General features: G+C 48.8%; 19 protein-coding genes. All 19 read left to right on the forward strand.

The genetic code is table 11. The features are described 5' to 3' along the window. The first annotated feature begins 205 nt into the window (after positions 1 to 205). The 19 genes from nudC (at position 206) to LKE33_09010 (ending at position 19,002) form a co-directional block, all read left to right on the forward strand. Positions 206 to 1,042, forward strand: coding sequence for an NAD(+) diphosphatase (gene nudC / locus LKE33_08920; protein ID MCH3951035.1), 837 nt, complete (start codon positions 206 to 208; stop codon positions 1,040 to 1,042). An 80-nt stretch (positions 1,043 to 1,122) separates the two neighbouring features. Next, positions 1,123 to 2,322: an MFS transporter gene (locus LKE33_08925; GenBank protein MCH3951036.1), complete on the forward strand. Its 1,200-nt coding sequence runs from the start codon at positions 1,123 to 1,125 to the stop codon at positions 2,320 to 2,322. Positions 2,323 to 2,562: 240 nt separating this feature from the next. Beyond that, positions 2,563 to 3,321 carry a 4Fe-4S binding protein gene (locus tag LKE33_08930; protein MCH3951037.1) on the forward strand — a complete coding sequence of 253 codons (759 nt, stop codon included), beginning with the start codon at positions 2,563 to 2,565 and terminating at the stop codon, positions 3,319 to 3,321. 130 nt (positions 3,322 to 3,451) lie between these two features. Next, entirely contained in the window at positions 3,452 to 3,895 is a 444-nt protein-coding gene (locus LKE33_08935; protein ID MCH3951038.1) for a (deoxy)nucleoside triphosphate pyrophosphohydrolase, read from the forward strand. A gap of 34 nt (positions 3,896 to 3,929) precedes the next feature. Further along, positions 3,930 to 5,186 carry an MBL fold metallo-hydrolase gene (locus LKE33_08940; protein MCH3951039.1) on the forward strand — a complete coding sequence of 419 codons (1,257 nt, stop codon included), beginning with the start codon at positions 3,930 to 3,932 and terminating at the stop codon, positions 5,184 to 5,186. Between the two features lie 18 nt (positions 5,187 to 5,204). Beyond that, positions 5,205 to 5,657 carry a peroxiredoxin gene (locus tag LKE33_08945; protein ID MCH3951040.1) on the forward strand — a complete coding sequence of 151 codons (453 nt, stop codon included), beginning with the start codon at positions 5,205 to 5,207 and terminating at the stop codon, positions 5,655 to 5,657. Between the two features lie 30 nt (positions 5,658 to 5,687). Further along, positions 5,688 to 6,713 (forward strand): NAD-dependent epimerase/dehydratase family protein, encoded by a 1,026-nt coding sequence (locus LKE33_08950; protein ID MCH3951041.1) that lies wholly within the window; start codon positions 5,688 to 5,690, stop codon positions 6,711 to 6,713. A gap of 126 nt (positions 6,714 to 6,839) precedes the next feature. Further along, positions 6,840 to 7,763 carry a ketopantoate reductase family protein gene (locus tag LKE33_08955; GenBank protein MCH3951042.1) on the forward strand — a complete coding sequence of 308 codons (924 nt, stop codon included), beginning with the start codon at positions 6,840 to 6,842 and terminating at the stop codon, positions 7,761 to 7,763. A gap of 351 nt (positions 7,764 to 8,114) precedes the next feature. Further along, on the forward strand, positions 8,115 to 11,546 hold the full coding sequence (locus LKE33_08960) for a pyruvate carboxylase (protein ID MCH3951043.1): 3,432 nt from the start codon (positions 8,115 to 8,117) through the stop codon (positions 11,544 to 11,546). Positions 11,547 to 11,894: 348 nt separating this feature from the next. Then, a complete protein-coding gene (gene mscL, locus LKE33_08965) occupies positions 11,895 to 12,338 on the forward strand; it encodes a large conductance mechanosensitive channel protein MscL (protein MCH3951044.1) in 444 nt (147 codons plus the stop codon). Positions 12,339 to 12,447: 109 nt separating this feature from the next. Continuing rightward, positions 12,448 to 13,674 carry a tyrosine--tRNA ligase gene (tyrS, locus tag LKE33_08970; protein MCH3951045.1) on the forward strand — a complete coding sequence of 409 codons (1,227 nt, stop codon included), beginning with the start codon at positions 12,448 to 12,450 and terminating at the stop codon, positions 13,672 to 13,674. Positions 13,675 to 13,898: 224 nt separating this feature from the next. Next, positions 13,899 to 14,540, forward strand: a complete 642-nt coding sequence (locus tag LKE33_08975) for an Asp23/Gls24 family envelope stress response protein (GenBank protein ID MCH3951046.1) — start codon at positions 13,899 to 13,901, stop codon at positions 14,538 to 14,540. Then, positions 14,537 to 15,061 (forward strand): alkaline shock response membrane anchor protein AmaP, encoded by a 525-nt coding sequence (gene amaP, locus LKE33_08980; protein MCH3951047.1) that lies wholly within the window; start codon positions 14,537 to 14,539, stop codon positions 15,059 to 15,061. Before LKE33_08975 ends, amaP begins: the two co-directional genes overlap by 4 nt. Before the next feature lie 13 nt (positions 15,062 to 15,074). Next, entirely contained in the window at positions 15,075 to 15,299 is a 225-nt protein-coding gene (locus LKE33_08985; protein MCH3951048.1) for a DUF2273 domain-containing protein, read from the forward strand. A 14-nt stretch (positions 15,300 to 15,313) separates the two neighbouring features. Further along, entirely contained in the window at positions 15,314 to 15,730 is a 417-nt protein-coding gene (gene nusB, locus LKE33_08990; protein MCH3951049.1) for a transcription antitermination factor NusB, read from the forward strand. Then, positions 15,723 to 16,685 carry an O-sialoglycoprotein endopeptidase gene (locus LKE33_08995; GenBank protein MCH3951050.1) on the forward strand — a complete coding sequence of 321 codons (963 nt, stop codon included), beginning with the start codon at positions 15,723 to 15,725 and terminating at the stop codon, positions 16,683 to 16,685. Before nusB ends, LKE33_08995 begins: the two co-directional genes overlap by 8 nt. Further along, entirely contained in the window at positions 16,672 to 17,892 is a 1,221-nt protein-coding gene (xseA, locus tag LKE33_09000) for an exodeoxyribonuclease VII large subunit (GenBank protein ID MCH3951051.1), read from the forward strand. The genes LKE33_08995 and xseA overlap by 14 nt, the downstream gene beginning before the upstream one ends. Then, a complete protein-coding gene (gene xseB / locus LKE33_09005) occupies positions 17,882 to 18,127 on the forward strand; it encodes an exodeoxyribonuclease VII small subunit (GenBank protein ID MCH3951052.1) in 246 nt (81 codons plus the stop codon). Before xseA ends, xseB begins: the two co-directional genes overlap by 11 nt. Next, on the forward strand, positions 18,127 to 19,002 hold the full coding sequence (locus LKE33_09010; GenBank protein MCH3951053.1) for a polyprenyl synthetase family protein: 876 nt from the start codon (positions 18,127 to 18,129) through the stop codon (positions 19,000 to 19,002). Before xseB ends, LKE33_09010 begins: the two co-directional genes overlap by 1 nt. Positions 19,003 to 19,024: the final 22 nt, after the last annotated feature.

Consider the following 19,024-nt stretch of genomic DNA (forward strand, 5'->3'; position numbering starts at 1 on the left):
GCGTAAAAACGAAGTAAAAGATTTTTACATAGTGTAAAAAGAAGGTAAAGGGTCTGTCCTTCGGCTGCTATGCTGCGTGTACCTGCCAGCTTTGGTACTGTGACAACAGTTCAATCTATCCATTTCTTTCCTATCTATGGTAAGATACGTATTATATGATTCTGAATATTAGTAAAAAAGTTTTTGAAGTCGAGGAGGAATTTACATGATCCAGGACATTGGTTCCGGTCTTTTTCATAATGAGTTTGGGCATCCTGAGCCGCAGGCTGACGATTGGGTCTTTTCCTTTGAAAATCGGACGGTACTTCTGCGTGAGGGTGCAAAGGGGATTGAAGTGCCCCTCGTACGTGAGCTGCCGGTGGATAAGCAAAACACTGCCAGTCTCCAATTTTTGTTCCGCGTAAACAGGAAAGCTTGTTATCTCTGGTATGAAAAAGAGCCGCTTATGGTAACTTCTTATTCTTACGAAAAGCTGCGTCTTTTACGCAGTGCCCATCCGCAGGATGTCTGTTTTGCCGGTGAAACGGCATTCCAGCTTTATGGCTGGTACCGGGATAATCAATTTTGCGGCCGCTGCGGTAAGCCTATGCACCCGGATAAGGTGGAACGGGCCATGAAATGTGATGCCTGCGGTCATATTGTCTATCCCAAGATTATGCCGGCCGTTATTGTCGGTGTACTCTGGAACGATAAAATCCTGACAACCCGGTATGCAGGGCGGGAATTCAAGGGACGGGCCCTGATTGCCGGATTCTGCGAAATTGGGGAAACCGGGGAAGATACGGTCAGACGTGAGGTCATGGAAGAAGTGGGACTTCGCGTCAAGAATATTCGTTATTTTGCCTCGCAGCCCTGGGGTTTTGAGTCGGATCTTCTCATTGGATACATTTGCGAGGTCGACGGTGACCCGACAATTCATGTCGACCATCAGGAACTTGCCATCGGCGAATGGATGACACGCGAAGCCCTGCAGCAGGAAGAACTTCATACCATCAGCCTGACGGCGACGATACTGGATGCTTTCCGTAAGGGAAAGTTGTAATTGTATGGAGAACAATATTTTTTCGTCGTTTATTTATCTCTGTGGTAAGATAAGACCATATATAATTAGAAGGTGATAGGATGACTGAAACCAGGAAAACAAGAGGAATCGGGGCTGTCATCGCTTTTGGCCTGATTGCTTGTCTTTTGTATGGTCTCGGTGCAGGCATCCGCGGCGATATCGGCATTTTACTGAAACCGCTTTCGGCACACAGCGGCCTCCCTTATGAAGATGTAAGCCTCTGTATAGCTATTATGGAGCTTGTTTTCGGGCTCACTCAGCCTTTTTTCGGGCTCCTGGCTTCCCGTAAGTCCAATCGTCTTGTGCTGGAACTGGGGTCTGTGCTTCTCATTGTCAGTATGGCCGGAATGCTGCTCGTTCATTCCTTTATCGGACTGGCCCTCTTCCTGGGTGTTATTTTCGGCGCCGGGGCCGGTGCCATTTCCTTTGGAATGGTGCTTACTTCTGCCATTCATTTTGTGGGGCCGCAGTACTCGATGCTGCTTGCGGGCATGCTGAACGCTGCCGCGGGTATGGTCAGTTTCTTCTTGTCTCCCGGCATCGTTGCACTGCTGCAGTGGGGCGGTATCCAGACGGCACTCACTGCTCTTGGATTTTTGTGTGCTCTTTTGATTCCGATTACGCTCATCGTAACGAGTCATGATCCAAGAAAGGCAAAAGGAGAGCAGGAAGAAGAATATGTGCCCGTTCGCAAATTCTTTAAAGAGGCCCTGCAAAATCGGACCTATCGTCTGCTGCTTGCCGGGTTTTCAACCTGCGGTTTCCATATGGTCATCATTGAATCACACTTGTTTTCTCAGTTTCTGGCGTTTGGTATTGCCGATTATCTGGCAGGCTGGGCTTTTTCCGTATACGGCATTTCGACCATTACGGGAGCACTCTTATCCGGATATTTGAGCACCCGTCTCCATAAAGGTCATCTCCTTGGATTTTATTATGGCTTTCGTGCCGTGTGGGTACTCGGTTATATTTTCTTTGTCCCGAAAACTTTTGTCACTGCCCTGATTTTTTCTGCCGGGCTTGGCTTCACTGGCGATGCTACCGTATCTCCTACGTCGGGACTTGTTCAGGATAATTTCTCCTTAAGCAAGACAGCAACGCTCATCGGGCTGCTTTTTGCAGGCCACCAGATTGGTGCGTTTTTCAGTGCCTATCTGGGTGGTGTGATTGTCAGTGCGACAGGCGGGTATAGTCTTTTGTGGATTTTTGACATTATTCTTTGTTCCCTGGCTTCTTTTGCTTCACTCCGGATCTGGTAACCTTAAAAAATCTCAAAAAAGTCATCGTATGCCGCCTGTGTGTTGGCTATTTGAACCTCATTTTGTGGTGATTGAATAACTATCGGTTTCTTGCAATCTTTTTCAAGAATCCGTGCAAGTTGATTTCATTACAATTATACTAACCACCCGCCGCTAATCACTATCCACTTTATACACCCTTACTCATTTTCACCTTTTCCCTTGTGTTGTATAATAATTTTAAGAAGCGGAGGTGGGAGTATGGCCGATGCAAAAGCATTGAAAGAAGAACTTTTCTCTTTACTGAAGTCCAAGGGGGCGGCCCTTGTCGGTGCAGGAAGCCTGGAGGGGATTACGCTCAACGAAGGTATGTTTCCGGATGATAATGCCCGTCTGCTTCGTCAGGCTTTTGAAGAAAAGAAACTGAAAATCGGGGTTTCGGTGGCAGTTCCTGTCCCGGCTTCCATCGTCAAAGACCTGAAAACAGCACCTACGAAAGAATATCGTGATGCTTATTTTGCGTTGAATCACGAGCTCGATGAGATTGTTAAAGCAGGTGAGAATTTTCTTTGTACCAAGGGGTTTCTGGCCTTTGCTAATTCCACGGACCGGGTCCACAAAAATGAAGACAACCGGACACCTCTTCCGCATAAGACTGTAGCCACTCGTGCAGGTATCGGGTGGATCGGCAAAAATTGCCTGCTTGTGACGCCGCAGTACGGCTGTGCTGTGCGTATCTCGAGTCTCCTCACTAACGCACCGCTTCCGCTTAACGAACCCATTGAGACCAGTCGCTGCGGTTCCTGCCGCCGCTGCGTAGAAGCTTGTCCGGCCGGTGCCTTGAAGGGTACCCTCTGGAAGGAAGGCGTAGAGAGGGCGGCCATTTTTGACTGGCCGAAATGCAGGCAGAAACAACTGGAGCGAATGATTGCGGCTACAGGGATTCATCAGGCTTTATGCGGTCTTTGTTTTGCCGTTTGCCCTTTTACGCAAAAATATCTGCAGCAGAATCGTAAATGATGTGTTGAAAATAATGTGATAGGGAATATCGTGAGAAGTATCGGTTTTCTCTTGTCATTGTCGGTAAAAAATAAATTTTACGAACGGCTGGCATTCAGCCGCCTAACTAGCAGAAAGGTTGTGAATCGCAATGAAAACGTTACATGTGGCAGCTGCTGTCATTGTCAAGGGAGATATGGTGTTAGCCGCACAGCGCGGCTACGGTCCCTATAAGGGCGGCTGGGAATTCCCCGGCGGCAAGATTGAAGAAGGTGAAACTCCTGAAGAGGCACTGAAACGTGAAATTCGGGAAGAACTTGATATGGAAATCAACGTCGGGAAAAAACTGGTGGAAGTCATATATGATTATCCGGAAATCCACCTCATCATGGAATGCTATCTCTGCACGGTGGCTTCCGGAAAACCGGTTCTCAAGGAACATGAACAGGCCCGCTGGCTGACTCCGTACGAATTGAATACCGTTGATTGGCTTGAGGCCGATAAAAAGACGGTGGAAGCACTGAAACGCTTCCAGAAAGATGCCGAACGGTTTGAATTTCGGACTGTGGAGCTCAGTTCCCCGGAATTTCACTAATCAATCATATTTCAATTCTTGAGGAGGAAGCTGCATGCAGGGTAGTTTGACCGCTTTTGGCGGCAGTGGGGAGCACGGAAGGAATTGTTATGCCTTGTCGGTACCGGAGGGCACATATCTTTTTGATTGTGGTGTCAAAAAGACGGTTCATGGCCTCGAGGTTGGTGCTTATCCACTTCTTTCGCGGGAAGCAGTCAGTAAAATCCGGGCCGTGTTCCTTTCCCATGTCCACGAGGATCACTGCGCTGCACTGCCTCTTCTGTATCACCTGGACTATCAAGGTGTCATTTATGCTTCGCCGGAATCCATTGCGATGGTTCGCGGCATGCTGGATAAGTGGCGCTCTTATGCAGCGAGAAGGGGCGGAACGCTTCCTTATACGGAAGCAGACTGCCGCGCCCTGCGGTTTGTTCCGCTGAGTCCCGGTACCCATGATATAGAGGGCATTACTGTAACAACAGGGTCATCCGGGCATATGCTCGGGAGCTTCTGGTATCATGTGAAGTGTGCCGGCGGAACCTTTTATTACAGCGGGGATACTGTTTTTAATCCTTTGCTGCTTAAAAGGGAGTCTCCGCCGCAGGCGGAAACGGCCGTCCTTGACTGCGGCTATGCCGGGCGGCATATTGACCAGGAGGCCCAATGCCGCCAGCTTATTTCCGAGACGAGGCAAGTCCTTAAGGATGGAGGGAAAGTGCTTTTTCCACTGCCTCCCAAGGGGCGGGCTGCCGATGTGTGGTCGCTCCTTTCCCGTACGTTTACCTGTGTTCCTTTTTATGTGGATGAGGCAATTGACAGTTACGTAAAGTCGCTGGTAAGCCATACAGAATATCTGCAGGAAGGAAAACTTTCTGCCGGGCTATCCGGCCGCATCGTACGTTCTGATGATGAAAGGCTTCAAATCTGCAGGAAAGACGAACCGGCTTTGATTTTAACCCAGGATGGGATGCTGACGGCGCCGGAAGGACTATTTTATCTTAAACAGCTTAAAAAGGAAGCTCGGCACAAAGTCATTTTTACGGGAAAACTTTCCAAGGGAACAGAAGGTAATCTTCTCTTTTCGGATACGTACTGCCATCAGAATGACATTTATTTGCAAAAGAGCCGGGTGATTTTTAAAGTCCATCTGGATGAGGAGGACACGATTGCTCTTGCAGATGAAGTAAGGGCGAAGCAGTGCCTTCTTTTTCATGCCCGGAAGGATGCCAATGATGGAATCCTGCAAAAGCTCCGGGATAGAGGAGTCAATGCCCGTATCCTGGCACCGGGAGAAACCTGGGAACTTGGATAAACAAAGGGAGTGAAGAGAATGCTCGAAACAGGAATTGTGGCACCGGATTTTATACTTCCGGACCAAAATGGGAATGAAGTCACCTTAAGCCAATTCCGCGGCAAAAAGGTGGTTCTCTATTTTTATCCCAAGGATATGACCGCTGGCTGCACGAAACAAGCCTGTGGCTTTGCTGAATTGTATCCGCAGTTTACGGAAAAGGACGCTGTAGTCATTGGCGTCAGTAAGGACGGCGTGGCTTCTCATAAAAAGTTTGAAACGAAGTACCAGCTGCCTTTTATTTTGGCGGCAGATCCGGAGCTTACGGCTGTCAAAGCCTATGATGTATGGAAAGAAAAGAATATGTATGGCCGCAAGACCATGGGTGTCGTCCGCACGACTTACCTGATTGATGAAAAAGGCATGATCATTAAGGCCATGGAAAAAGTGAAGCCGGCAGAAAATCCAAAGCAAATGCTGGCATTACTATAAAATGATGAATAGGGAGCGTTCAGTAAAAAGATGAGTGAGAAAGTATTGCTTACCGGTGCCGACGGCTATCTGGCCGGTTTTACGATTAAGGCACTGCTTGAAGCGGGGTATGAAGTGACGGGGACAGTCCGTTCCGACGACAAAGCAAGATTGACACGGGATGTGCTGTCAGAGATGCAGGTCCCCAATCTGGATAAACTTTCTTTTGTCCAGGCCGACATCCGGGAAGATGCGGGCTGGGCGGAAGCGATGCAGGGTGTAAATGCCGTCATCCATATGGCGCACCCGACACCGGGACGCTGGAATCTCGATGGTCATGAGAAAATAGATATTACCGCCGATGGCGTGCACCGTGTGATGCAGGCTGCCCATGACGCCGGTATTAAACGTGTAATCCTTACGAGCTGTGCCGGTGCCGTCAATGGCGGTCACGAGCATCATGATGCACTTTTCACCGAAGAGGATTGGAGTGACTTATCCGATAACGGCATTCCTGTCGACTACGATGCACGCGCTAAAATGAAGGGTGAACAAACCGCCTGGGATTTTGCAGAGGAAAATCAGATGGAACTTACTTCCATATTGCCGTCGCTCATTATCGGACCGGCTCTAGGCGATTCATTTTCCAGGCAGAGCATGATCATCCAGGCAATGCTTATGGGTCAATTGTCCCATCTTCTTCAGCAATCCTTTAACTACGTCGATGTGCGGGATGTGGCTGCTTTTCATGTCCTCGTGCTGCAGCATCCGGAAACAGTCGGACAGCGTTATATTGTGTCCGCCGAAGAATATGTTTCCTATAAGCAGATGGCCATGTGCCTGAAGGAAAGACTGGGCGACAAAGCCACTAAAGTTCCGACCAAAGAATTGTCGAATTTTGCTGCTAAAGTCCTTTCCCTTCTCGTAACGGATCTGCGCATGCCCGTGAAATATCTGGGCAGAAATACAGCGCTTTCTGCTGCCAAGGCAGAAAAAGAATTGGGCTGGAAAGCAAGAATCGCTTACGATGTGATTGGTGAGTGCGCGGAAGAGATCATCCGTGTAAAGGGTTTGTGAGATTTTTTATCATTTCAGCTGTAAGGAGAAGCGGGTGAAGCTAATAGTAACGTAGTCCGCCGCCTGCACTCAATAGTTAGGAATCATCGGTATTTAAATTGATCATGCCCAAAGGAGGGTTTCCTTATGAAAATTATGGTTACGGGTATCGGTGCCATCGGCGGCTATCTGGCTTCCGTCCTGACACTGAATTACCCTGATGACGTAACAATCATTGCCAGAAGAGGACGCAAGGATTCTATCCTGGAAAAGGGACTGGTGCTTCACAGCGCACTTCTCGGTGAGAAGGTGACGCATCCGAAAGTGACGGATGACCCTGCTTCCGCCGGCATCCAGGATGTCATTTTTGTCTGCGTCAAGAACTATTCACTTGAAGCAGCTTTGAAGGGAATCTCTCCCTGCGTGGGTCCGGAGACCATCGTGGTGCCTATGCTGAATGGTGTAGATCATACAGAAGTAGCAAAAGCAATCCTGCCGAAAGGGACGACTTTTGTCGATACTGTTATTTATATTAATTCAGCAGCTGATAAGGATTATTCCATTCATCAGCTGAGTAAGTTTGCCATCCTCTTTGTGGGCGGGGAGGACAAGGCAGCAGCAGAAACTGTATTTACTCTCCTTAATCACGAGGGCTTCAAAACTCACCTTGCCGATGATATCCAGGTCGAGATGTGGAATAAATATATAACGAACTGCGCCTACAACGTGATTACCGCCTATTATGAAAAGACCATCGGTGAAATTCTGAATCTGCCGCAGGGCAAGGAAGAGCTTCATACGCTTCTTATGGAAGCCCAGAAAGTAGGCGAGGCTCAAGGGATTGCTCTCAACCCGCAGGAAGCCGAAACGATTTACGGACGCATTCTCAAGCAAAAAAATAAGGATGTATACAGCTCGCTGGCCCTTGATTTTATGCATAAACAGCAGAGCGAACTGGAAACTTTCAGCGGTTATATTGCCCGCACAGGACGAAAACTCGGTGTCGATGTGACCCTTTCTGCCAAAATGTACGAAGCGCTCAAGAAACGCAGTGAGGCTTTTATAAAATAAGAAATGTGACTTCCGGAGTGAACCCTGCCATCGGTGCAGGTGCATCACTCCGGTTTTTTATGCAAAAAATCGAACTTAAAATAATGCCTTATAATAATTGTTCATTTTGTCAAATCCTTTACAATTTTTTAAAAAACAAAATTATGTAACATATTTTACCCCAAATATTTTTATTATTTTATAATTAATTTTTTTCTTATTTCCTCTTGTAAAGTAGCATTTACCTGCTATAATAAGGAAGTACAACGACTTGTGTACATAAAGTTTATATGCGAGAGACTAATGTGTACAAGTTGCACTATAATTATCACACTTCGTTATACTCATTTTTTTACTACAGGAGGGGTTCTCGTGAGAAAGATTCGTTCGGTTTTGGTGGCTAACCGAGGTGAAATAGCCATTCGTGTTTTTCGTGCCTGCAATGAATTAGGAATTCGTACGGTTGCAATCTATTCCAAGGAAGATTCTCTTTCTCTGCACCGTTTTCGAGCTGATGAGTCCTATCTCGTAGGAGAAGGCAAAAAGCCGGTTGACGCCTACCTTGATATCGATGATATCATCCGTATTGCCCATGAGCATCATGTCGATGCCATCCATCCAGGCTACGGTTTCCTTTCAGAAAATGCTGAATTGGCTAAACGCTGCGAAGAAGAAGGCATTATCTTTATCGGCCCGAAGGTCGAACACCTGATTATGTTCGGTGATAAAGTGAATGCCCGCAAGCAGGCCAAGAAAGCAGGTATCCAGTATATTCCGGGTAGTGACGGTCCTGTCATGAACTACGCCGAAGTAGAAAAATTTGCCCGGGATGTAGGTTTCCCGATTATGCTGAAAGCCGTTAATGGCGGCGGCGGCCGCGGTATGCGTATGGTTGACCGCATGGCCGATCTGCGCGACGCCTATGATCGTGCCAAGTCCGAAGCTAAACTCGCTTTCGGCAATGATGAAATCTATGTAGAAAAGTATATTCAGAATCCTAAGCACGTAGAAGTGCAGGTCATGGGTGATGAATACGGTCATGTGGTTCATCTTTTTGAACGTGACTGTTCCATTCAGCGCCGCCATCAGAAAGTCGTTGAAATTGCTCCGGCTTTCGCCCTGCCTGTGGAACTGCGTCAGAAAATCTGCGATGCCGCCATTAAACTCATGAGCAATGTGCACTACGTAAATGCCGGTACCGTTGAATTCCTGGTTACGCCGGACGGTCAGTTTTACTTCATTGAAGTTAACCCGCGTGTCCAGGTAGAACATACGGTCACCGAAATGATTACGGGCATCGATATTGTCCAGACCCAAATCAAGGTGGCAGAAGGGTATGCCCTCGACAGTGAAGAAATCGGTATTCCTTCCCAGGAATCCATTCAGTGCCGCGGCAACGCTATTCAGTGCCGTATTACGACCGAAGACCCGACGAATAACTTCATGCCTGATTCCGGTAAAATCATTGCTTACCGCAGCGGCGGCGGTTTTGGCGTACGTCTCGACAGCGGCAACGCTTTTACGGGCGCCATCATCACTCCGTACTATGATTCCCTCCTGGTTAAGGCGACCACGTATGGCCTGAGCCATGCCAAGGCTGTGCAGAAGATGCTGCGTGTACTCGGTGAATTCCGTATCCGCGGTGTCAAGACGAATATCGGTTTCTTAATTAATGTACTGAAGGAACCTTCCTTTGTAAAAGGTGACTATAACGTCAACTTCATCGATAACCATCCTGAGCTCTTCGATCTGCCGGTCGTTCATGACCGCGGGACGAAGCTCCTGAAATACATCGGTGATACGACCGTTAACGGCTACAGCAATGCCGGGCATCAGGATGTGCCTGATTTTGTGCCTCTGGAAATGCCGGTGCCGGCGGAAGGTGACTTCCCGAAGGGCACGAAGCAGCTCTTTGACGAAATGGGTCCTGATAAGTTCTCCAAATGGATTCTCGACCAAAAGAAGGTACTGCTGACAGATACGACCATGCGTGATGCCCATCAGTCCCTTATGGCAACGCGTGTCCGCACCATTGATATGCTGCGCGTCCTGGAAACGGCTGCCAAGAAGCTGCCGCATTTCTTCTCCTATGAGTGCTGGGGCGGCGCTACCTTTGACGTGGCTTATCGTTTCCTCTATGAAGATCCGTGGGAACGGCTTCGTAAAATTTGTGAAAAGTCCCCGAATATCCTGCACCAGATGCTGATCCGCGGCGCTAACGCCGTCGGCTATACCAGCTATCCGGATAACGTAGTCAAGAACTTCGTGGAACTTTCTGCCAAAAACGGCGTCGATGTCTTCCGTATCTTTGACTCCCTGAACAGCCTTGACAATATGTATGAGACAATTCAGGACGTCCGTGAAACGGGCAAGATTGCCGAAGTGGCCCTGTGCTACACCGGGGATATCCTGGATCCGTCGCGGCCAAAGTACAACCTTGATTATTATGTCAAGATGGCAAAGGAACTGCAGCGTGCCGGTGCCAATATCATCGCAATCAAGGATATGGCCGGTCTGCTCAAGCCGGAAGCCGCTTATCAGCTCGTTTCTGCTTTGAAGGATGCTGTAGATCTGCCGATTCATCTGCATACGCACGATGGGGCAGGCAACGCAGTGACGACGCTCTGCCGGGCTGCCGATGCCGGCGTTGATATCGTGGATGTAGCCTACGCTTCCTTCGCAGGCGGTACGAGCCAGCCCAGCATGAACAGCTTCTATTACGCTATGAGCGGCAAGGATCGTCAGCCGGAAATGGATACAGACTCCATGGAAGAAATCACGCGTTACTGGGCTACGGTTCGTCCATACTACAAAGGCGTAGATAAGGCGGAACCGTATCCAAACACGGAAACTTATTACTGCGAAATGCCTGGCGGTCAGTTCTCCAATCTGCGTCAGCAGGCCAAGGCTTTAGGCCTGGGTGACCGTTGGAACGACATTAAGAAGATGTATCATGATGTCAACCTTATGTTCGGCGATATCGTAAAAGTGACGCCGTCCTCCAAGGTTGTCGGCGATATGACGCTCTTCATGGTGCAGAACGGACTGACGGAAAAGGATATTTACGAAAAGGGTGATACGATTGACTTCCCGAAGTCTGTCGTAGAATTCTTCGAAGGCCGTCTGGGCTTCCCGTACCAGGGCTTCCCTGAGAAACTCCAGAAGATTATTCTGAAGGGGAAGAAGCCGCTTACGCAGCGCCCGGGCAAGCTTCTTGATCCGGTGGATTTCGAATCTGTCCGCAGCAAACTTGCCAGCGCAGGCTACGGCAGCACGGATGAAGATATCAACGCATACTGCCAGTATCCGAAAGTCTTTGCTGACTACAGCGAGAAGCTGAAGCGCTATGGCGATGTCAGCGTACTGGATACGCCGACGTTCTTCTTCGGCATGAAGGTCAATGAAGAAATCACGGTTGAACTGGAAGAAGGCGTGCAGCTCATTATCCGCCTGATCAATATCAGTGATCCTGACGATGACGGTATGCGTACGATTACCTTCATGTTCAACGGTGCTGAACGTGAAATCCAGGTACTTGATAAGAGCGTCAACCAGACGACTGTCAAGACGAAGAAGGCTGATCCGGATAAGCCCGGCGATATCGGTGCCACCCTTTCCGGGTCCGTCGTAAAGGTACTCGTGACGAAGGGTCAGAAAGTCAAGAAGGGCGATCCGCTGGTCGTTACGGAAGCTATGAAGATGGAAACTACCATCACTTCCCCGATTGACGGTGTCGTTGGCGAGATTTATGCTCAAAAAGGCAAGGCCATCATCAGCGGCGACTGCCTGCTTGAAATTGAATAAACTCCTTCTCTCAATAAAAGGGGCTGTGAGATAATGTACACGCATTATTTCACAGCCCCTTTTCGCAGGCCGCAGGTTGCTGGTCGCATTGTATGTAGAAAAATTACGAAAGCAATTTTTTCTCAATTTCATAAAGTCAGGTTCTTGCTGCTGCAGGCCCGCCGGCGAAGCCGGCCACAGCGTTATAGCAGCGCAGTTTTTACCCGTAGGTTAAAAGCGCTTTTTATAAAGCGCCACAGCGTCACATCCGCACTACCCGTAAAACGGGTGGTGCTATTTTACCCCCTACAATCTTAATTAGAGATATGGTATAATAACACCTAATTGATTTTGAAGGGAGTTGTTTTGATGTCCAACTTTTTGAAAGAATTTAAGGCGTTTGCTCTGCGCGGCAACGTGGTGGACATGGCCGTCGGCGTTATCATTGGCGGTGCTTTCGGTAAGATTGTGGCCTCCTTTGTCTCCGACATCATTATGCCTCCGATCGGGAAAATTATCGGTGGTGTTGATTTCTCCAATTTGTTCATCAACCTTTCCGATAAAAAGGTAAGTACGCTTGCCGAAGCTACGGCTGCCAAGGTTCCTGTCATTGCCTATGGTAAGTTTTTGACGAGTGTCATTGACTTTATCATCATGGCTTTCGTCATTTTCTGCATGATTTCAGTCCTGAATAAGTTTAAGAAGGAAGAAGTCAAGGAACCGGAAAGACTCTGCCCGTACTGCAAGATGCCGGTGGATAAAGAAGCGACCAGGTGCCCTCACTGCACTTCCGAGCTTCCGAAGAATGCATAATCCGGCTCTAATTTATGCTGCTTATTCGTACCTGCTGCGAATCTGATTCCGGCAGGTACTCTGTTATTTATACATTAAGTGATTTTTATCATTCGAGGAGGTTATTCCAATGAACGTATTAGATACGCTTCAGGAAAGAGGATACCTGAAACAATTATCCCATGAACAAGAAATGCGAGAACTGCTGGATAAAGAGAAGATCACTTTCTATATCGGTTTTGACCCTACGGCTGACAGCCTTCATGTCGGTCACTTTATAGCCCTTATGGTCATGGCCCATATGCAGCGGGCCGGCCACCGTCCTATTGTCCTCTTAGGCGGCGGTACCGGTATGATCGGCGACCCCAGCGGCAAGAATGAAATGCGTAAGATGCTGACTCCGGAATTTATTCAGCACAACGTGGAATGTTTCAAAAAACAGGTAGGCCGTTTCATTGATTTCTCTGACGGCAAAGCTATTATTGCCAACAATGCCGATTGGCTGCTGGATCTGAACTATGTAAAGTTTTTGCGGGAAATTGGAGTGCATTTCTCCGTGAACCGGATGCTGGCTGCCGAATGCTATAAAAATCGTCTTGCCAGTGAAAACGGACTTTCTTTCTTTGAAATGAACTATATGATTATGCAGGCATATGACTTCTATATGCTGCATAAGAAATATAATTGTGTCATGGAGCTCGGCGGCGATGACCAGTGGTCCAACATGATTGCCGGCGTGGAACTGATTCGCCGCAAGGATCATCAGCCTGCTTTCTGCATGACCAACACGCTCCTGACAAACAGCCAGGGCCAGAAGATGGGTAAGACCGTAGGCGGTGCCGTATGGCTGTCTGCGGAAAAGACGTCTCCTTATGATTTCTATCAATACTGGAGAAACATCGATGATGCGGATGTAGAGAAGTGCCTCGCGCTTTTGACTTTCCTTCCGATGGATGAAGTCAGACGTCTGGGCAGCCTCAAGGGTTCGGCAATCAATGATGCCAAGGTTACGCTTGCTTACGAAGTGACAAAGCTGGTTCACGGCGAAGAAGAAGCTAAAAAGGCCAAAGAAGCAGCGGAAGCTGTATTTGGCAGCGGTTCCAACAAGGAAAACATGCCGACTGTTGAAATTACGCAGGATAAGCTTGGTACAAAGCTGCTCGACCTGATGCAGGAAAATAAGATTATTGCTACGAAGAGTGAAGGCCGTCGTTTGATCAAGCAGAATGGCCTGAGCCTTGGTGATGATAAAGTCACCGATTTTGATCTTGCTGTTACGGCTGATCTCTTTAAAGGCAATGATGAGCTGATGCTTCGCAAGGGTAAGAAGAAGTATTACCGTCTCGTCTTAAAATAAGCATGCTGAGGATGCTGCTTTTGCAGTGTCCTCTTTTTTTGTCTCAATCGGTAGATTTATGGACAGATAATTTATAATCGTTCATTGCCGGAACAGAGGATGGAACCTGACTTTTCACGTTTCCGACTCACTTTTTGCCGGTATCGTGCTTCTTTTATCTATTTGTTCCATGTGGTATAATAATCTGATTAATGATGCATAAAGTTGCGTTCGAGGTGAACACGATGGATGATGAACTGAAGAAAAAACAAGATGAAGATGTCGCAGTAGAAGAACAAGACGAAGATATGGGATCGATTCAAGTTGATGATGAAGTCCTGAGCATTGTGGCCGGTCTTGCGGCCTCCGAAGTTCCTGGTGTCTACGGAATGAGCGGCGGAATCCGCGGCGGCATCAACGATATGCTTGGCAAGCAGAATTTTTCAAAAGGAATTAAGGTTTATACAGAAGGTAAAACGGTTCGTGTGGAAGTCCATATGATTATTACGTATGGCTACAATATCCCGGATGTAGCTATCAAGCTGCAGGAAAAAGTCAAGGAAGCCGTCGAAAGCATGGCCGGCTACGAGGTTACAGCCGTAGATGTCCATGTGGAGGGCGTGCGTAAGGATAAGCTGAACAACCTTGAAGAAACAAAAGATGATGTAGAGGATTTGGAAAAGAAATATAAAGAAGCCGAATCGGAGGAACTTTCCCAGAAATCTGAGGCAAAGCCTGAAGAGGCAAGCGCAGAAGAGGATAAATCCGAAAACGGGGAAACGCAGAAGGCTGATGCGGAAACTTCGGATAAAGCACCGGCTGCAACAGACGCCGCTGCGGAGAAAGAAAAAGTGGAAAGCCAGGAGGCTTCGGGGGATAAGGCATGAGCATTTTTGATCGCATCATTCTGACGCTGTATACGTTCCTGATGGCTGTGGCCGCTGTGTTGATTATCATCGTCAGCGTCAATTTTGTACCGCTTGACGATTTCGTGGCCTTTGCCGCACGCATCCCGGGCCGCTGGGAATATACGGTGGGCGGCGCCGTGCTGCTTCTTGTGAGTGTCCGTCTTTTTGTCGCAAACTGGTGGAGTCACAGCAGCAGTGCCGACCTGACGCTGGAAAGTGAACACGAAGGTCAGATTCACGTGAGCCAGAAGGCACTTGAAGATTATATTGCCAGCTTCAGTAATGAAGTGTTCGGCGTTCACAGTGCCAAGGCCCGCATCAAGATGGAAGACCAGAAACTCTCCGTGCGCATCAATGCGTCCATTGAGCCGGGCATCAATATTCCCGACACAACGGATGAAGTCCGCAGAACGGTAAAAAAGAATATCAAAAAAGTGATAGGCATCGAAGTTTCCGATGTAGAACTCTATTGCAAGCATATTAAGGCGAAAGAAGAGTAGGAGGCGAGACGATATGTGGCAGGAATTGCTGAAAAAATTGTTTGAAACGTCTCGTTGGCGCATTATCTGCGCCTTGATTGGCTTTTTTGTAGGAATTTTGTTTATTATCCTGGGCTTTTTCCGGGCCGTTTTTCTGCTTTTTTGTATCGGTCTGGGTTTTTATATTGGTTACAAAATGGACGAAGGAGAAGATCTTGCCGATTTGCTGGATAACTGGCTCCCGCCCTATCATAAATAAGAAATGAGGATACTATGAGTAGAAGAGAAGCAAGAACGGTGGCGCTGAAGAGTTTGTTTTCCCTGGATTTTTCCTCGGACGCCGTACCGGGTGAAGTCGTAAAAGAACTTCTGGAGGATGAAGACTGCCCTCTGAAAGGGTCCCATGACAAAGCTTACACACTGAAGCTGGTTGAAGGGACAAGGAAAAATCTCGAAGCAATCGACGCGGAACTGAATACCCTTTCCAAAGACTGGGCTGTAGACCGGATGAGCGGTGTCGACCGCAATTTGATGCGCATGGCCGCTTTCGAAATGTACTACAGTGATGAAAAGATTCCGCCGGCCGTAGCCATCAACGAAGCTGTGGAGATCGCCAAAGTTTACGGCGGTGATGAATCTCCCGCTTTTGTTAACGGTATGCTGGGGACTTTGGTGAAAAAACATGCCTGAAGAAGCTGTGCTGGGCATTGATACGAGCTGCTACACCACTTCTGTTGCTATACTTTCGATGGAAGGCACTTTGCTGGAAGACCGGCGGAGAGTACTGTCCGTAAAACCCGGCAGAAGAGGGCTTGCGCAGTCTGAAATGGTCTTTCAGCATACCCGGAATCTGCCCGAGCTTATTGAATCCTGCAGAATGGAGAAGCTCTCTATCCGGGCCATCGGCGTTTCCAATAAACCGAGGCCTCTCATAGATTCTTACATGCCGGCTTTTCTGACTGGCTTCGGGCTTGCCCGCAGTCTTGCTCATGTACTGCGCGTCCCGCTCCATGTACTGACCCATCAGCATAATCACATGTTTGCCGGCCTTTGGTCCGTGAGGAAAGAGGCACCGGCTCATTTTCTTGTTGTCCATGTTTCGGGCGGCACAACTGACCTGCTTCTTGCAGATAAAAATGACGATGGTGAGTATGCTTTAACGCCTCAGGGTACGAGTATCGATCTTCATGCCGGCCAGATGATTGATCGTGTCGGTGTGGCCATCGGACTGCCTTTTCCCTGCGGCCGCCATCTGGAGAAGCTGGCTTTTTCCGCAAAAGAAGCTTTTGATTTGCCCGTCTGGACCGATAAGGGAAATATGAGTTTATCCGGCCCGGCCACCAAGGCACTGCGCGCACTGGAACAGGGAGCCGATCCCGCTTCCGTAGCACTCGGTACGGAACGGGTAATCGCCAAGGGCCTTGTAAAGACAATCAGCAGCGTCTGTGAGGCCCATGACCTGCACGAAGTACTTTTTGTGGGCGGCGTCAGTGCTAACGAAGAAATCAGAACGCAGCTTAAACGCCATTTAACAGGAAAACAGATTGAGGTCTGGACTCCTGATCCGGCCTACAGCGTGGACGGGGCCGTTGGCTGCGCTTTTTATGCATTACGTAAAGAGAGGAATGGACATGATTTTTGGTAAGGTGTATACCGTTTCCGAAGTCAATGCCACGATTAAGGGATTGATTCACAGCAAGCCTGAGCTTGCCAACCTCCAGATTCAGGGGGAAATCTCGAATTTTCGGCGCTATCCATCCGGTCACTGCTATTTTAATTTGAAAGATGGCCGGGGACTCCTGAAATGCGTCATGTTTGCCGGCAGTGCAAGACGCCTGAAACAGCTGCCCCAGAACGGGGACAAAGTTGTCGGCATCGGCCGCATCGATTTATATGAACGGGACGGTGTCTATCAGTTTTATGTTGATATGATGATGCCGCTCGGAGCCGGCGATCTGATGGCCGCCTTTGAAGCACTGAAAAAGCGTCTGGCTGCAGAAGGACTATTCGATCCGGCACTCAAGAAACCGATTCCGACACATCCGCGCGTGGTCGGCGTCGTGACATCGTCTGCCGGCGCCGCTGTCCGCGATATCATTACCGTTTCGGGCCGGCGCGATTCGTCGGTCAGGATTCTTCTGTATCCGGTCAAAGTGCAGGGAACCGAAGCGCCTCCCGAGATTGTTCACGGTATCGAGTTCCTGAATCGTCATCATCTTTGTGATGTGATGATTGTAGGGCGCGGCGGTGGTTCCATGGAAGATTTATGGGCTTTTAATGATGAACGTGTCGTGCGTGCCATCGTGGCTTCTGATATCCCTGTGATTTCCGCGGTTGGTCACGAAATTGATTTTACTTTGAGTGACTTTGCCGCCGATCTGCGCGCGGCTACGCCGTCTGCGGCGGCTGAGCTGGCCGTGCCGGATACCGCAAAGGAAAGAGCTGCTTTTGAAGGGCTGGCTCAGCGGCTTACGCGAAGCGTGGAACTGGAACTCTCCCGGTGCCGGGATCAGCTTTCCAAGCTTGACCAGCGCCCTTGTTTCCTTTATCCTCAGCGTTTATTTGAAAATACAGGACTGCGCCTTGACCAGCTGACTCAGGCCATGGCCGTCAGCGGTCAGAAAGCGCTGCAGTCGCGTAAGGACAAGTACCAGGTACTTGCGGTTAAACTGCAGGCCCTTGACCCGCAAAAAGTCCTGGAACGGGGTTATTCCATTACGGAAACGGATGACGGTCACGTTATTCTGGATCCGGGAAAGCTTACTAAAGGAGACCGCATTCGTACCTATATGTCCGGAGGAACTATCGAATCCCTTGTAGAAACAGCGGAGGTTCATAAACATGGCAACTAAAAAAGCAAAGGCAAAATCATTTGAAGACAGCATGAAACGACTGGAAGAGATTGTGCAGACGCTGGAAAGCGGAACCCTTTCTCTTGAAGAGACGGTCGCTTTATATAAAGAAGGAACGGAACTCAGCAAGTACTGCGGTTCTGTACTCAAAAAAGCAGAGCAGGAAGTCAAGAAGATTTCCGAAACCCCTGATGGGGAGTTTACCCTGGAAGATTTCCCGGAGGTGAAGGCATAGTGGATTTAAAAGCATATTTGAAAGAGCGGGGAGCCCTGGTCAATCAGTTCCTCGATGAAACCATTGGCAAAGGGAGTATTTCTCCTGTTGACGAGGCAATGAAGTACAGCGTCATGGCAGGCGGCAAGCGTCTGCGTCCGATTCTGCTCATGGCTTCGGCGGATATCGTGGGAGCTGACGGCACGAAGTTTATCAACGTAGCTGCAGGTCTTGAGATGATTCATACCTATTCGCTGATTCATGACGACCTGCCGGAAATGGATAATGATGATTACCGCCGCGGCCGTCTGACCAACCATAAGGTCTTCGGTCATGCTATGGCTGTGCTTGCCGGTGATGGTCTGCAGTCCCAGGCTTTTGAAGTGATGCTCGAGCAAAAGGGCGTTGCTCCGGAAAAACTGGTGGAAGTGGTGCACCTTGTGGCGCACTGTGCCGGTCCGTTCGGAATGGACGGCGGTCAGGCCCTGGATATCACTTCCGAGGGCAAAAAGCTGACGCTCGCTCAGATGAAGCAGCTCCATGAAGCTAAGACCGGGGCTCTTTTCATTGCATCAATCCGCGGCGGAGCTATTCTCGGCGGCGGGACCCCGGAAGAAATCGAAACCCTGACGAAGTTTGCCCGTCTTTTTGGCCTGGCTTTCCAGATTACGGACGATATTCTTGACGTCGAAGGCGACGAGGCTGTCATGGGCAAGAAGGCCGGTATGGATCAGCTTATGAACAAGTCTACCTATGTCACATTGTTCTCTCTCGAAAAGGCCAAGGAAATGGCTAAGGAAACCCTGGAAGAAGCCCGCAAAACGCTTGCTCCTTTTGGTACCAGGGCGGAAGTCCTGACGGCAATTACGGAGCATCTTTATAACCGGAAGAAATGATCTGGAGCTGTAAGGAGGCGTG

The organism is Acidaminococcus sp., assembly GCA_022482815.1.
Taxonomy (GTDB): Bacteria; Bacillota; Negativicutes; order Acidaminococcales; family Acidaminococcaceae; genus Acidaminococcus.

Coding starts and splice junctions, on each gene's coding strand:
- xseA (MCH3951051.1), top strand. CDS start 16,672: ATGATTTTTGGTAAGGTGTATACCGTTTCCGAAGTCAATGCCACGATT.
- amaP (MCH3951047.1), top strand. CDS start 14,537: ATGAGCATTTTTGATCGCATCATTCTGACGCTGTATACGTTCCTGATG.
- xseB (MCH3951052.1), top strand. CDS start 17,882: ATGGCAACTAAAAAAGCAAAGGCAAAATCATTTGAAGACAGCATGAAA.
- LKE33_08975 (MCH3951046.1), top strand. CDS start 13,899: ATGGATGATGAACTGAAGAAAAAACAAGATGAAGATGTCGCAGTAGAA.
- tyrS (MCH3951045.1), top strand. CDS start 12,448: ATGAACGTATTAGATACGCTTCAGGAAAGAGGATACCTGAAACAATTA.
- LKE33_08930 (MCH3951037.1), top strand. CDS start 2,563: ATGGCCGATGCAAAAGCATTGAAAGAAGAACTTTTCTCTTTACTGAAG.
- LKE33_08925 (MCH3951036.1), top strand. CDS start 1,123: ATGACTGAAACCAGGAAAACAAGAGGAATCGGGGCTGTCATCGCTTTT.
- nusB (MCH3951049.1), top strand. CDS start 15,314: ATGAGTAGAAGAGAAGCAAGAACGGTGGCGCTGAAGAGTTTGTTTTCC.
- LKE33_08950 (MCH3951041.1), top strand. CDS start 5,688: ATGAGTGAGAAAGTATTGCTTACCGGTGCCGACGGCTATCTGGCCGGT.
- LKE33_08995 (MCH3951050.1), top strand. CDS start 15,723: ATGCCTGAAGAAGCTGTGCTGGGCATTGATACGAGCTGCTACACCACT.
- nudC (MCH3951035.1), top strand. CDS start 206: ATGATCCAGGACATTGGTTCCGGTCTTTTTCATAATGAGTTTGGGCAT.
- LKE33_08940 (MCH3951039.1), top strand. CDS start 3,930: ATGCAGGGTAGTTTGACCGCTTTTGGCGGCAGTGGGGAGCACGGAAGG.
- LKE33_08935 (MCH3951038.1), top strand. CDS start 3,452: ATGAAAACGTTACATGTGGCAGCTGCTGTCATTGTCAAGGGAGATATG.
- LKE33_08955 (MCH3951042.1), top strand. CDS start 6,840: ATGAAAATTATGGTTACGGGTATCGGTGCCATCGGCGGCTATCTGGCT.
- LKE33_08945 (MCH3951040.1), top strand. CDS start 5,205: ATGCTCGAAACAGGAATTGTGGCACCGGATTTTATACTTCCGGACCAA.
- LKE33_08985 (MCH3951048.1), top strand. CDS start 15,075: ATGTGGCAGGAATTGCTGAAAAAATTGTTTGAAACGTCTCGTTGGCGC.
- mscL (MCH3951044.1), top strand. CDS start 11,895: ATGTCCAACTTTTTGAAAGAATTTAAGGCGTTTGCTCTGCGCGGCAAC.